We start from the raw sequence: 12760 nt of genomic DNA on the forward strand, positions 1-12760 counted from the left end.
TCCTTTTTTTACCCTCTTAGAATAATGAAAACCATGTATACAATGTATGCTGCGGCAAGAATGATTCCTTCTGATTTCGCGATTCTGTATTCTGATTTTGTAAAGAAAAACAAAACGATTGTAAAAAGTATCATTAGAAAGACATCTATAAAAATTTTAGGATCAACTGGTAATGGTGAGATTATGGAGGATGCCCCAAGCACAAACAAGATATTAAAGATATTGCTACCAACTATGTTCCCTAATGCAATTTCACTTTGCTTTTTGATTGCGGCTGTTATTGATGTAACAAGCTCAGGCAAGGATGTACCTATTGCAACAATGGTTAGACCTACCAGTGTTTCACTCATTCCAAATGAATAAGCGATTTTAATACTATTGTTTACCACTAAATCTCCACCAAAAATTATAGCTGCAAGTCCTCCCAGTGTTAAAAGGATATACTTACCCCACTTTTTATCTTTTGGTGCCTCTTCGGTTATTGCCGTTCTATTATTCCTTGCTGCTTCTAATATGTAATACATAAATACCGCAAAAAACAGTAATAAAATGAGTCCTTCACTTCGGTTAATGATATTAGTTTCAGATGTTTTTAATGCAATATCACTTATTAGGACTAATAGCGTAATACTACCCAAAAATGTAAAAGGAATTTCTTTTCGTATTGTTGCGTTTTCTACCTTTAGTGGATTTAGAAACGCAGTTAGTCCAACTACGAAGGTAATATTAAAAATGTTACTTCCCACAACATTACCGACTGCTACATCAGCATTACCCTCGAGTGCCGCAATAATACTGACCGTTGCTTCAGGGGAACTAGTTCCAAATGCAACAATGGTTAGACCTACTAATATAGGCGGAACTTTAAGTAACGATGCGATGCTTGAGGATCCCTCTACAAAATAATCAGCACCTTTTATTAGTAAAGCAAAACCTAGTAACAATAATACATATGTCATCTACATCAACCTCATTCTTCTGTGTCATTGTTAGCTTTACACAAAATCCGTAACGATAACCGGATATTACATATTATCCAATTTTCCATTAGGATAGAAGGTAGTTGTGATTAAGTTTATATATGTAGATATTTTTAGCCTTCATATAATCAAAAAAGGACCCCAATATTCTGGAGTCCTTAAAATATTAGGTTATTTATTATCATTGTCATCGTTGTCTACTTCTTTTTTCAAGATCGAACCATCTTTGGCAGAGATTTTAAATTCAATCTCGTTTCCTTCATGCTTCATTTCAATTTCATAATATCCGTCGTCATCGTACTCTGCTTCAACAATCTTACCTTGAGTATCTTTTGTCGCAATTTCTACTGCTTCTTCTATAGTGATTTGCTTAGTTGTTGGTGTATCGCTTACTGACTTTGGTGCATTGTTTGTGGAAGTGTTATTTGAAACATCACCTTTAGTATCGTCTCTGTCATCGTCAACCTTTACCACTTCACCAGTAACAGCACTTACATCAACCTCAATATCGTCATCACTACCTGGGAAGTCAAGGTCAACATCGTAAACCCATTGACCATGTTCACGCTCAAGTTCAATGCTTTCAACTTTTGCACCCTCTGCTTCCTTACTAGCAATATCCTTTGCTTTCTCAATTGATATAATGGACTCTTTGCTTGCTAAAGCTTTGCTGTCATTTGCGATTGCTCCCACTCCAACAGCTCCACCTAGAAGTACTACAGTTGTAACTCCGATTAATAAAATATTTTTTTTCATTTGTTTTTCCTCCTTTATTTGGTCTACTTACATCATAGACAACTAAAATGAGGAATCTCAGATAATAAAATGAGAAATTGATGAGAAATAAGATATATTCTTCTCAGAGACTTAATCATCCCACACGATTGTAATTACTTCACCTGAAATAGCATGTATTTGTACTGTGCCTTCTTCTTCTTTTTCTTCATTTTCTATATCAACAAAATAATAAGGCTGGCCGTTCTTTTCTTCAAGTTCAACTTCATCCACTTTTCCTCTAATTTGCTGTAGAGCAATTTGGATTGCTTCCTGCTCAGTTATTCTTCGGACTGTTTCATTTGGAGGATTAGTGGGATCATTTACAGGTGTATTTGGTTGATCAATATTTTCTTGTTGAATAACTTCTACAATGTCACCTGTTATTGCATCAAGCTTATAGTTAACATTGCCCTCATTTCCTTGAACCTGCACATAAAAATAAGCTTGTTTTTCTTCTTCTTTTCGTTCAATTTTCTCTATATCACCCGCTTGTTGTGACCTTATAATTTCTCGAATATTCTCCTCCGATAATTCTTTTAAAAGCTCCTCTTGTGGTATTTTGGTTAGATTGGTAACTTCCCCTGTTTCACGATGTACATTTATTTCATAAACTCCTGTCTCTAGTTCAAAGGTGACTTTGTAGACTTCTCCTTCAATCGTAATATCTCCGATAATTTTCCCATTGTACATACCTTCTACCAGTTTACTTGCATCACTTTCTGATAGTGGTTCTGCAGATGGATACGTTTTTGTGAGTTGCCATACTCCAAATGTTGCCACAAAGACTATCAATACAGCTATTATTGTTGTACGAAGATTTATTTTTCTCACTTTACTCACTCCTAATGTTTCTTTGCTTTAAACTATACAAAATCATTCTGAGAAATTAATGAGATTTATCCTCCAGTAGAAAAATAGTAGCAGTAGTCCCCTTACCTTCTTCACTTTCAAGCTTTATCTCAGCACCAATAGCATCTGCTATCTCTTTTGCAAGAGAAAGTCCCAGACCATATCCACCTGTCTTTCTGCCTCTTCCTTTATCCACTCGATAAAAACGTTCAAACACTTTATCCACGTCATTAGCAGGTATACCAATACCCTGATCAATTATTTTTATAACTGATTTGTTATTCTCGGTACCCACTATTGTAGTTATTTGTTTTTCGCTGTATTTAAGTGCATTTTCCATTAAAATGTATAATATTTGTTTTAGCTTTTGGCGATCAGTTTTTATCATTTTTCGGTCCTCGACAATTAGTTCTATCTCGCGGTGATACCCCTCACGGAATGAACGAATCGACTCTTCAACAAGCTGGTCCAACATAATAAATTCTAGACTTAGCTTCCACTGCTCTTCATGTTTTGCAAGTAGTAAAAGCTGCTGTGTTAACTCCCTCATCCGGACCGCTTCTGAAAGAATCGCATCTACAGCTTCAGCAAATAGATTTTGATCAGATTGTCCTCTTCGTTTTAACAGACTGGCATATGATTCTATCACAGTTAATGGTGTTTTCAACTCATGTGAAGCGTTTGAAACAAAGTTTTCTTGTTTTTCAAAGTTCACCTCTAATAAATCCATCATTTCATTAAAGGTTTGTCCCATCTCAGAAAGCTCGTCTCTTGATTGCTTTTTACTATCAAGTCGCTTATATTGTCCACTTTTTCGAATCTCACGCATAGTTGCAATCATAGTTGTAATTGGCTGTGTAATAAAATTACTTAACAGTCTTGTAGAAACTAATACCGGAATGGTTGCAATTAGTGTCACGACAAGCAGGACGATTTGAAGTGTTTTTAAGTTAGCATCTGTTGGTGAAAGGTTTTCAATAACTTGTAGCTCCGCAACCTCTCCGTCAATCCATATAACAGGTAATGACACAAACGCATGGGAAACCCCATTATATTCAGTGATTTTACTTTGTTGGGTTTGATGAAAAGTTGTTGGGAAATCTCGAAGTCCCTGTTGCTCTGGTACAAGAACTTGTCCCGTAACACTTCCATCTGGTCGAACAACTTGCAGCATTCCATTAAAAGGTACATAAGTCCGAAGTAAATCTTGTGCCGGGATTTCATTTCCAGCTTGTGAAATGCCGTTCAAGGCACGTTCTGCTTCTGCTTGTGTACGATCTAATTCACTTCGTAGCATCATTTGGCTAAATGTATAATACGAGGCAATATTTAATAGAATTAATAATCCGACAAACATTACGGCTGTATATAGGTTTATCTTACTTCGTAGCTTCATTTTGTATCCTTTATCACATAACCAACTCCACGTACCGTATGAAGAAGTGGTTGGTCATATGGCTTATCAACTTTATTTCGTAAATATCTTATATATACATCAACTATGTTTGTATCACCGTAATAGTCGTAACCCCAAACCGCATTTAATAACTGGTCCCTTGTTAACACCTGACGTTGATTTTTCATTAAATAAGCAAGTAAATCGAACTCTCTAGGAGTTAGTTCAATGCTATCTTCTTTTCGCATAACATCATGTGTTCCTTCATTTAATCGTAATTCACCAACATTTATCCAATTTGTATCAACTATATGTTGGTGGGGTGCTTGTTGGGGGCGATTGCGTAAGGCAACCCGAATCCTTGCTAATAATTCTTCAATTTGAAAGGGTTTTGTCATATAATCATTTGCTCCTAAATCCAATCCAGAAACCTTGTCTTCAACAGAATCCTTCGCAGTTAAGAGTATTACGGGTGTTTGAGAATGTGATGCACGAATTCTACGTAACACCTCAATACCACTAATCCCAGGTAGCATTACATCAAGAATAACTAGGTCCCAATCTTGCTCATGAAATAATTGCAACCCTTCTAAACCGTCAAAAGCCTTTCCTGTTTCATAACCCTCATAGGTCAATTCTAATTCCAGTACTCTAGCAATCTTTTCTTCATCTTCTACCAGTAAAATACGATGCTTACCGTTCTCCATTCCCAACCCTCATTTCTATTTAGCTATCATTTTTTTACAAGTCTACCCAAAATCGTGATTAAACCTACAATTGATACAACAGTCAGAATGATTTTTCCTTGCGTTGTACCTGTAGATACCTGATAAACTGAATAAGCCTCAATAACTAATGCAGGAATTTTACCCAGCGAACTAGCAAGCACAAATAGAAGTACACCAACCTCTCCAATCGCCGCGGTAAAAGTAACCAGTCCCGATGGAATAAAAGGAAATAATCGTAATGTGAAAATAAATAAAAAGGCATCCCTTCCTTTTGCAGAGAGTAATTTATGTATAAAGGAATTAGCTTTCGGCTTCCGATCCGTATATTTCTTAAAGCCTTTTCTATATAACCAAAAGGCAACAACAGCACCCAAAGCCTCACCAACAAACGAAATCATCGTGCCTTTCCAGACACCAAATACCAATAAATTTGCTGCAGTAAGAAAAACACTTGGTAAAAATCCAAGAATACTAATTGCGATGTTAAGTAACAGACTAATGGCAATTGCCCATTCCTCGTAATTAATTAATAGTTCAATCAGTCTCTCCTGCATATCAATCCTCCAGGTTGCCTTTATCTCGGTACTACCGACTCTAAGACTTTTTACAACAAAAAGATGAAAAAGCCTAGGTTGGAGGTCCTCGTTGCTACTCACAGCAGAGGAGTAAGAACCAAAATTCCACTTCCTAGGCAACGGCTATGTGACTAACTTCGTGTAAACAGCATTTACAAAGCCGATTAGAAGTTTCACTTTATCATATTATGACATATCCAGTAGGAAAGCAGGAAGATATAAAAATCTTGTCTCGCAACAGAAAAAGCCCGTTATTTTCGGGCTCAAGCGAAGTAAATTTCATTCACACTACTCTTCTTCAATCTCCTCATCCAGTGACGCGGGCATTCTTCCCCAGAAAAATTCCCATGAATCCATTCTTTTTTCTTCTTCATGATCATGAGTTTCTTCGAGTTTTTTTCCTTTTTCTTTCTTGTCTGCCATCTCATGCACCTCCCTAAGTAGGTTAATCGTTTATATGTTATTCAACTGGTTCATTTATGTATAGGGGTTAGCCTATACAAACAAATAAAACAAACATATTTTATTGATGTAGTGCCTTATACAGGAGGAGTATAATTATGTTTTTAACCAAGCTTGGTACTCTTTTATTAATACTTAATATGATTGCTGAAGATAAACAGCCCATAGTCTCCTCTCATGTATACACAATTGGACATAGAGGAGCTGCAGGTTATGCTCCTGAAAACACCTTTGCAGCTTTTGACAAAGCTATTGAACTAAAGGCTGATTTCATTGAATTAGATATTCAGATGTCTAAAGACGGTGAACTGGTTGTAATCCATGATTCGACCATTGATCGAACAACAAATGGTTCAGGTGAAGTTCGTAATTTATTTCTTCACGAACTTCAAAAATACGATGCAGGGAACTGGTTTCATCCTACATTCCGCTATCAAAGAATACCAACTCTTGGCCAGGTGCTTGACCGTTATTCAAAGGAAGTTCGTCTATTACTTGAGTTAAAGGACCCTGAGTTATACCCGGGTATTGAAAGGAGGTTAGCAAAAGAAATAAAAAAGAGACATCTAGATCAACTTACGGATGATTCGATTATTGTTCAGTCCTTTAATCGTACTTCTATACAGAAGTTTCATAGACTGTTACCCAACATTCCTAAAGGAGTTCTTACTATTACACCTTTTACTTCTGAACAACTTTCACAGATTTCAAAATATTGTCTGTATGTAAACCCCTACTATCCGATTGCAGACCAGGAGTTTATAAGGCTTTTACAAAACCATCAATTAAAATCATTTGTTTGGGGTGTGGATAGTTTGGATACGTTCCATGAAGTTCGTAATTTAGAAATTCACGGAGTTATTACAGACTATCCTGATTTAGTACGGAAGGCACATATTTACGATAAGTTCATTTGAGATAACTAGATTAGTACTGTATACTATCTATAAATACTATACTATGAGGTGAAAAACATGGCGAAATCACAGGCTAGAAAATTGCGAGATAAGCTTGTTCGAGAAGGAAAACGAAATCCTGAAAAAGGGAGAAGCCCTTACGCATTAACTGATCTACAAACAAGAATAACAAAGACAAAAAAAGATCATTTATATCGAACTAAACACAAGAACCAATCATCCTATAACGGAAACGATGGTTCTTTTTATTTTGCCTTTCGCCCCTCAGAGTATAAAATTCTCTTACCTGGTCAAAATGGTATAATGTTCTGAATTTTTATTATAAAGGGAGTTTTTGTATGAGTAATAAAACCAAACAAGACTTAATTACCGTTGGGAGTTTCATTTTTGGCTTTGGCTTCTTAGGTGCACTAGATGGAATTATCTTTCATCAGTTGTTACAGTGGCATAGTGTATACATGGCAACAGATAGACCTGGTCAAATCATAAGTGATGGCCTATTTCACCTTGCTGTTACAATCACGCTTGTCCTTGGGGGACTCTTATTATGGTTTGCAGGAAACCCAAGTAATCTATCAAAAGGAATTCGGCTATTGGTAGGTTGGTTTTTAATTGGTGGTGGAGCCTTTAATCTTATTGAAGGGATAATTAATCATCACTTATTACAAATACACCGGGTAAAACCAGGGGATCCAAATGCCCTTGCCTATGATCTTGCTTTTCTAGCATCAGGGGTGATTTTACTCTTAATTGGATATTTGCTTAGACGAAATAAAAATGAGCATAATGCAGTACTTAGCTCATAAGATGGAGGGAGTTATGTATAGATTTGTTAGCTTTATTATCATTTTTTCAATCGTTTCAGTGATGCTGTACTTTCATAATGAAAGTAGTCATTTTACAGCAGTGAACCATGCTTATGCCCATCATGAAAACCACATTGTTATCCCTGCCTCCGAGCGTACCCCGAGTATTACTGGTTCAGTTGTTCAAGACCCTTCTGGCACCTGGCTTTTACAAATTAACACTGAAAATTTTCAGTTTGCACCTGAAAAAGTAGGAACAGAAAATGTTACTTATAATGAGGGACATGCTCACATCTACATAAATGGAAAGAAAATTAATCGACTATATGGTAATTACTACAACTTAGATAAGCTGAAATCCGGTACATACGATATAAAAGTAACGTTAAATGGGAATAATCATGGAGTTTTTATCGTTGATGGCAAGGAAGTAGTCTACAAGGAAACAATAGTTGTCACATAGATAGATAGTAAAAATGCTGACATATCAAAATGTCAGCATTTTCTCTCTATGCACCTACAGTTACATTTATTTCATCAATCCCAACTCGATTGATAAATTTCCATAATGCTTCACGTTTCTTTCCATTTTCTTTATAGAAATCTAGTAGTTTTTCTACTGTTTCAAAAAGTTCATCTGGAGTAAGTCCCTCTCTGAACTTGATAGCTGTCCTAGCATTCTCTCCGGTGGCTTTTCCGCCAATGTATAAATCGAAGTGATCTCTTTTCTTAATAACACCGATATCATTAATTAATGGTTCCCCGCAAGCGTTTGGACAACCTGTATAAGCTGGGCGTAAAGGCCATGGAACCTCTCTGCCTGCAATTCTATTATTCAGTTCAATTGCTACTGGCATCCCTTCTTCCTCAGCACCCTTGCAAAAACCACATGTTCGTAAACTTTTAACATAGAGCCCAACTGGATAGATGGCCAGTCCTACCTTTTCAAACTCGGCTTTTACATCATCAACTTTGTCCTCAAGTACATCTATATAAAGCTGTTGGAAAGTTGTTAATTCAATTTCACTATCTTCTTTTATATATTTTGCTAGAGCAAGTAGCTGCTTCGCATTTAGTTTAGCACCAAATCCTATGCCGCCGTTAACCGCGAGTCTTACGGTTTTTACTTGTTGTTCCAACGTATTCACCCCAAGCTTAAAAGTATGTCGAAATATTTCAATCTGTACTACTATTTAAACAAAGAAATGTTCTGTAAGCAATTTATTTTACAAAACGCTTATTTCATTATTTGTTCATAACTACTTCATCTTTTCTTACCCATTTTACATTATTCTATATGTGAGAAGTAATGAGGAGGGAATTATATTATGAAAAAGCTTGCATTCGGATTGATTACTACATTATTATTGGTTGGAATTGGAACCGCAGCATTTGCTCAAGATGATAATGGAGGTATTATTAATTTCGAATCAATGAAGCCTTACATGGAAAAAATGCATCCTAATTTCTCTGAGAAACAATTAGAAGACATGTATAACAATTGTCATGGAGAAAATGGGATGATGAGAAACGTAGATGTTGAAGATATGCAAAAAAGAATGAATGATCGTTTTTAACATAAAAGGTGAATAGAGAAGACCCCTCCATGATGAGGGGTCTATTTATTTACGATAATATTCTTTTCTCGCCTTCTAATTCTTTGATTGGTTTAATATTTTGAGTAAACTCTAGTGTGCCTATATATTCTCCTGCTTCATTGCGTACTGCAAAATAGCGAATATACACAAACATACCTTTAGCATTAATCCAGAAATCTTCGGAATCTTTTCTCCCAGCTTTAAAGTCTTCTAATAACTCTTCTACGACATGAACACTTTTAGGTGGATGACAATTTTGCACAGTTCGGCCAATTACTGCTTTCGTTCTTGCAAAAATTCGTTCTTTTCCATGGGAGAAATATCGGACCACATCGTCTTGATCAATAAACGTGATATCGACTGGCAAATGATTTAAAACTAATTCAAGTTGCTCTATAGATAAAATACCTGTTTCAAACTTCACATAGCCTTTTAATGCGGCTTGCTCATCATCAATTATCTTTCGATTTAGTTTCCAATCTTCAGGTGATATCAAACAAAAACCAATTTCATCACTTTCTTTCGCAATCTTTATCCATTCATCCTCAGTAAGATTATTTAATGACATGGGGAAAAGGATATTTTCTTCACGATAAATCATTTCGTCAATCTGCTCAATAATAAATTCCACAACATCAACTACTGGCTGCTTAATCCCTTTATATGCAAGAAGCATTCGTTTAGCATCCTTAATGGCATCCCTTATAAAGTCATTGATTTTCCACATCATATTTGTCGGACCATAAATACCGTACTTTTCAAGATATGGGAAAAGTAGTTGTTCTTTTCGGGTATAGTGCTTATCAACATCAAGTAACATATTACAATCTTCTAGTAATTTATATACATGCTCGTGACTATCCTCTGTTTTAAACATGTCTAGATGAGGCTTCAGCTTATCATTTATTACTTTCTCAAGTTCTCTATTTTCTAGTTTGAATGTATGGATTGGATGACCTGGTTGTTCCTCAGGACGTGTTACTGAATTTGTATCCTCAAGTAAGTCTTTGAATAGCTCCATATGCTTATTACATGTATCTTGGACTTCACTCACAGGAATTCCTTCCTCCTCCATAAAGGTGTGCTGGAGTTTTGATACCTCTTCAATTGTTATTTGCCCAACTTTATTAGCTAAACGAGATTTAATTTCATCTATACTTTTTCCGATATGCAAATCTAAAAAGCTTTCTTTGATGATAGCTTGTCTTTCTGTTTCATTCAGTGCACTGTGTTCTCTATTATTAATGATTTCGCTCATAACCGTATCTCCTTTCACTGATTGCACATTAAATACAACTGTATATTACGAAAATAGCATAAAAGGAGATAATAAATTGTGATTCTCATCACATATATCAGGTATGAGTGTTTAATAATTTGGAATCTATTTGACAGTTAATCACTTGACCTGCACTTTTAATTATTTTCTCTTTTTAACTAATAATGTTAAAACAAAGGTAAACAATGAAATAAGAGTAATAATTATTTTGAGATCAATAACTGGTTTGAATCTGGTTTTTCCTTTTGAAATTTCATAGACTCCTACTGGAGTAACAGAAAAATGTCCTCCCCCACCTTCTCCTTGTGCAGTAGGTATTTTTTCTGATTCAGCAGAATATCCGCCTCCACCACCTACAAGGTACTTTACCTTTGCAACTGGGACAACCTTCTTATCTGCATGTTCGATTGGTTCACCAAACACAATTTCAACGTCTTTTTGATTAGAAAATTTTTCAAATATTGACCTAATTGGCGAGCGAAAGAAAACTGTCTTTCCGCTTTTCATAGGTACTGCAGATGGTTTCTCTGTTTCCATCATCACATTCCCCCTTTTGTTTTGTTACTTACAGTTTTCTACTAATCTTAAAATTTCCCTTTATAAATTTATGTGAAACATTTTGTTATAAAAATGAAAAAGTGCACGCATTCAATTTGCGTACACTTTTTATCATTTTATAAGGAAAAAGGTAACAATTGCACCTACAGTAGTGATTACTGCAATGAGCTTCACAATTAGGGATACAGTATCCCTTTTATTCTGATTTACCCTTTTTTCCTGTGCTTCGACTACCTTACGATATTCAGGACTACAGACGCCCATTAGGCAACTCTATTATAGTTCGAAATATCTTCTTCAAGAGGTATATTATTCGCACGTTGCTTTTTAGCAGCTCTGAAGAATAATACTAAAATAAGCGCTGTACCAATATATCCACCATACCATGCAATATTCATTGGTAGACGGAAACCAATTTGAGCATTTAAGATGTACGTAATAACCATAAGAAGGATGAATGCCCCTGGAATAAGTGCAATCCAGTAATTCTTTTTAGCGATATAAAGATACATTGCACCTACAAACAATGCAATCATTGCTGTTGCTTGGTTAGCCCAGCTGAAATATCTTCAAAGGATGTTAAAATCTATTTGAGTAAGAACAACAGAAATTGCAAACAATGGAATCGCGATCCAAAGACGACTTGACATTTTCTTTTGTGCAATGTTTAAGTACTCTGCAATAATCATACGTGCACTACGGAAAGCTGTGTCCCCTGAAGTAATTGGTAGTACAATTACACCAAGTACTGCTAGTGTTCCACCGATAGCACCAAGCATTAACGTAGAAACTTCACTTACAATTGCACCAGGTCCACCAGCTGCTAGTAAGTCACTTAGACCATTATAGCCATCAAATAAGCTCATTGCTGCAGCAGCCCAGATCATTGCAATAATTCCTTCTGCAATCATCATACCGTAGAAAATTTTTCTACCTTGGCTCTCTTTTTGAGTCGTACGAGAAATAATTGGCGTTTGTGTAGCATGGAATCCTGAAAGAGCACCACAAGTAATTGTGAAAAAGATTAATGGAAAGATAGGTGCGTTAGCAGGATGGAAATTTTGGAATGAAAGTTCAGGAATAGGTGCACCCTTCACGATTAATCCAATACCTACCCCTAAGGCACTGATTAAAAGGATTGCTCCAAAGTATGGATATAAGCGACCAATAATTTTATCCACTGGTAAAAGTGTTGCTAAAATATAATAAACGAAAATTGCTGCTATAAGAATACCAATTGCAACTTTACCGTCCAATAATAAGTTAAGAAGACTAGCAGGAGTTGAAACGAAAACTGTACCAACTAATAAAAGTAGTAAAACTGCAAAAGCGTTTACAACATGCTTCATGCCTTTACCTAGAAACTTTGTAGCTAACTCTGGTAAATGAGCACCCTTGTTACGAATGGAAATCATACCTGTGAGATAATCATGAACAGCCCCGGCAAATATACAGCCAACAACAATCCAAATAAATGCTACAGGTCCATAAAGCGCTCCCATAATTGGCCCGAATACCGGACCTGTTCCAGCTATGTTTAATAGCTGAATTAAAGAGTTTTTTGGAGTACTCATTGGGATATAGTCAACACCATCACTATTCACATAAGCAGGAGTAGCTCTCTCTTCCTTTACCCCAAACACTTTTTCTACAAACTTACCATACGTAAAATAACCTACGATTAATAGTGCAATAGAAACTAAGAATGTAATCATTTTTCTCCCCCTCTAAAATGTATACGTTTACATTTAGTATAGATAAACAATTGAACATTTTGTGAATATTAAACTAACATGTAGAAAAGGGAGGTTAACATGCTAAAAAACTAGATTAAG

The 12760-nt window shown here is 35.8% G+C and carries 16 protein-coding genes and 1 pseudogene; 5 read left to right on the forward strand and 12 right to left on the reverse strand.

Annotated features, from left to right (window positions below; genetic code table 11):
* Positions 1-8 precede the first annotated feature (8 nt).
* The 7 genes from AB3M96_RS14575 to AB3M96_RS14605 all read right to left on the reverse strand — a co-directional run bounded on the left by AB3M96_RS14575 (position 9) and on the right by AB3M96_RS14605 (position 5728).
* Complete coding sequence (locus tag AB3M96_RS14575) at positions 9-959, reverse strand: calcium/sodium antiporter (RefSeq protein WP_412968360.1); 951 nt, start codon at positions 957-959, stop codon at positions 9-11.
* A gap of 192 nt (positions 960-1151) precedes the next feature.
* Positions 1152-1736 (reverse strand): PepSY domain-containing protein, encoded by a 585-nt coding sequence (locus AB3M96_RS14580; protein ID WP_412968361.1) that lies wholly within the window; start codon positions 1734-1736, stop codon positions 1152-1154.
* A 111-nt stretch (positions 1737-1847) separates the two neighbouring features.
* The gene (locus AB3M96_RS14585; RefSeq protein WP_412968362.1) at positions 1848-2588 is read right to left on the reverse strand and encodes a PepSY domain-containing protein; all 741 of its coding nucleotides are present in this window, start codon (positions 2586-2588) and stop codon (positions 1848-1850) included.
* Between the two features lie 55 nt (positions 2589-2643).
* Positions 2644-4002 carry a sensor histidine kinase gene (locus tag AB3M96_RS14590; protein WP_412968363.1) on the reverse strand — a complete coding sequence of 453 codons (1359 nt, stop codon included), beginning with the start codon at positions 4000-4002 and terminating at the stop codon, positions 2644-2646.
* Positions 3999-4709: a response regulator transcription factor gene (locus tag AB3M96_RS14595; RefSeq protein ID WP_412968364.1), complete on the reverse strand. Its 711-nt coding sequence runs from the start codon at positions 4707-4709 to the stop codon at positions 3999-4001. Before AB3M96_RS14595 ends, AB3M96_RS14590 begins: the two co-directional genes overlap by 4 nt.
* A 26-nt stretch (positions 4710-4735) precedes the next feature.
* On the reverse strand, positions 4736-5284 hold the full coding sequence (locus AB3M96_RS14600; RefSeq protein ID WP_412968365.1) for a TVP38/TMEM64 family protein: 549 nt from the start codon (positions 5282-5284) through the stop codon (positions 4736-4738).
* Between the two features lie 309 nt (positions 5285-5593).
* Positions 5594-5728, reverse strand: coding sequence for a hypothetical protein (locus tag AB3M96_RS14605; RefSeq protein WP_412968366.1), 135 nt, complete (start codon positions 5726-5728; stop codon positions 5594-5596).
* A 137-nt stretch (positions 5729-5865) separates the two neighbouring features.
* Here AB3M96_RS14605 and AB3M96_RS14610 point away from each other — a divergent pair, with 137 nt between their 5' ends.
* The 4 genes from AB3M96_RS14610 to AB3M96_RS14625 are packed head-to-tail and all read left to right on the forward strand — an operon-like array spanning position 5866 to position 7953.
* Entirely contained in the window at positions 5866-6684 is an 819-nt protein-coding gene (locus AB3M96_RS14610) for a glycerophosphodiester phosphodiesterase (RefSeq protein WP_412968367.1), read from the forward strand.
* A gap of 57 nt (positions 6685-6741) precedes the next feature.
* Positions 6742-6996: a hypothetical protein gene (locus tag AB3M96_RS14615; protein WP_412968368.1), complete on the forward strand. Its 255-nt coding sequence runs from the start codon at positions 6742-6744 to the stop codon at positions 6994-6996.
* 26 nt (positions 6997-7022) lie between these two features.
* Positions 7023-7490 carry a DUF2243 domain-containing protein gene (locus AB3M96_RS14620; protein WP_412968369.1) on the forward strand — a complete coding sequence of 156 codons (468 nt, stop codon included), beginning with the start codon at positions 7023-7025 and terminating at the stop codon, positions 7488-7490.
* Positions 7491-7503: 13 nt separating this feature from the next.
* A complete protein-coding gene (locus AB3M96_RS14625; protein WP_412968370.1) occupies positions 7504-7953 on the forward strand; it encodes a hypothetical protein in 450 nt (149 codons plus the stop codon).
* Positions 7954-7999: 46 nt separating this feature from the next.
* Here the strand turns inward: AB3M96_RS14625 and AB3M96_RS14630 are convergent, their stop codons facing one another.
* A complete protein-coding gene (locus AB3M96_RS14630) occupies positions 8000-8629 on the reverse strand; it encodes a nitrite reductase (protein ID WP_412968371.1) in 630 nt (209 codons plus the stop codon).
* Between the two features lie 189 nt (positions 8630-8818).
* Here AB3M96_RS14630 and AB3M96_RS14635 point away from each other — a divergent pair, with 189 nt between their 5' ends.
* Entirely contained in the window at positions 8819-9067 is a 249-nt protein-coding gene (locus tag AB3M96_RS14635; RefSeq protein WP_412968372.1) for a hypothetical protein, read from the forward strand.
* Between the two features lie 49 nt (positions 9068-9116).
* Here AB3M96_RS14635 and AB3M96_RS14640 read toward each other — a convergent pair whose 3' ends face one another.
* From AB3M96_RS14640 to AB3M96_RS14655, 4 genes and pseudogenes are all read right to left on the reverse strand, one after another.
* Positions 9117-10346: a DUF438 domain-containing protein gene (locus AB3M96_RS14640; protein WP_412968373.1), complete on the reverse strand. Its 1230-nt coding sequence runs from the start codon at positions 10344-10346 to the stop codon at positions 9117-9119.
* Positions 10347-10508: 162 nt separating this feature from the next.
* A complete protein-coding gene (locus tag AB3M96_RS14645; RefSeq protein ID WP_412968374.1) occupies positions 10509-10904 on the reverse strand; it encodes a GerW family sporulation protein in 396 nt (131 codons plus the stop codon).
* 132 nt (positions 10905-11036) lie between these two features.
* A complete protein-coding gene (locus AB3M96_RS14650; protein ID WP_412968375.1) occupies positions 11037-11189 on the reverse strand; it encodes a hypothetical protein in 153 nt (50 codons plus the stop codon).
* Positions 11189-12640: pseudogene (locus tag AB3M96_RS14655) on the reverse strand (carbon starvation CstA family protein). The gene AB3M96_RS14650 and the pseudogene AB3M96_RS14655 overlap by 1 nt, the downstream one beginning before the upstream one ends.
* Between the last annotated feature and the right edge of the window lie 120 nt (positions 12641-12760).

It is taken from the genome of Ferdinandcohnia jepli (genome assembly GCF_047246645.1).
Lineage (GTDB): Bacteria > Bacillota > Bacilli > Bacillales > Bacillaceae_L > Ferdinandcohnia.

Bases quoted from the DNA above. Each gene is read 5' to 3' on its own strand.
- AB3M96_RS14575 (WP_412968360.1), bottom strand. From the start codon at position 959: ATGACATATGTATTATTGTTACTAGGTTTTGCTTTACTAATAAAAGGT.
- AB3M96_RS14580 (WP_412968361.1), bottom strand. From the start codon at position 1,736: ATGAAAAAAAATATTTTATTAATCGGAGTTACAACTGTAGTACTTCTA.
- AB3M96_RS14590 (WP_412968363.1), bottom strand. From the start codon at position 4,002: ATGAAGCTACGAAGTAAGATAAACCTATATACAGCCGTAATGTTTGTC.
- AB3M96_RS14595 (WP_412968364.1), bottom strand. From the start codon at position 4,709: ATGGAGAACGGTAAGCATCGTATTTTACTGGTAGAAGATGAAGAAAAG.
- AB3M96_RS14600 (WP_412968365.1), bottom strand. From the start codon at position 5,284: ATGCAGGAGAGACTGATTGAACTATTAATTAATTACGAGGAATGGGCA.
- AB3M96_RS14605 (WP_412968366.1), bottom strand. From the start codon at position 5,728: ATGGCAGACAAGAAAGAAAAAGGAAAAAAACTCGAAGAAACTCATGAT.
- AB3M96_RS14610 (WP_412968367.1), top strand. From the start codon at position 5,866: ATGTTTTTAACCAAGCTTGGTACTCTTTTATTAATACTTAATATGATT.
- AB3M96_RS14615 (WP_412968368.1), top strand. From the start codon at position 6,742: ATGGCGAAATCACAGGCTAGAAAATTGCGAGATAAGCTTGTTCGAGAA.
- AB3M96_RS14620 (WP_412968369.1), top strand. From the start codon at position 7,023: ATGAGTAATAAAACCAAACAAGACTTAATTACCGTTGGGAGTTTCATT.
- AB3M96_RS14625 (WP_412968370.1), top strand. From the start codon at position 7,504: ATGTATAGATTTGTTAGCTTTATTATCATTTTTTCAATCGTTTCAGTG.
- AB3M96_RS14635 (WP_412968372.1), top strand. From the start codon at position 8,819: ATGAAAAAGCTTGCATTCGGATTGATTACTACATTATTATTGGTTGGA.
- AB3M96_RS14640 (WP_412968373.1), bottom strand. From the start codon at position 10,346: ATGAGCGAAATCATTAATAATAGAGAACACAGTGCACTGAATGAAACA.
- AB3M96_RS14645 (WP_412968374.1), bottom strand. From the start codon at position 10,904: ATGGAAACAGAGAAACCATCTGCAGTACCTATGAAAAGCGGAAAGACA.
- AB3M96_RS14650 (WP_412968375.1), bottom strand. From the start codon at position 11,189: ATGGGCGTCTGTAGTCCTGAATATCGTAAGGTAGTCGAAGCACAGGAA.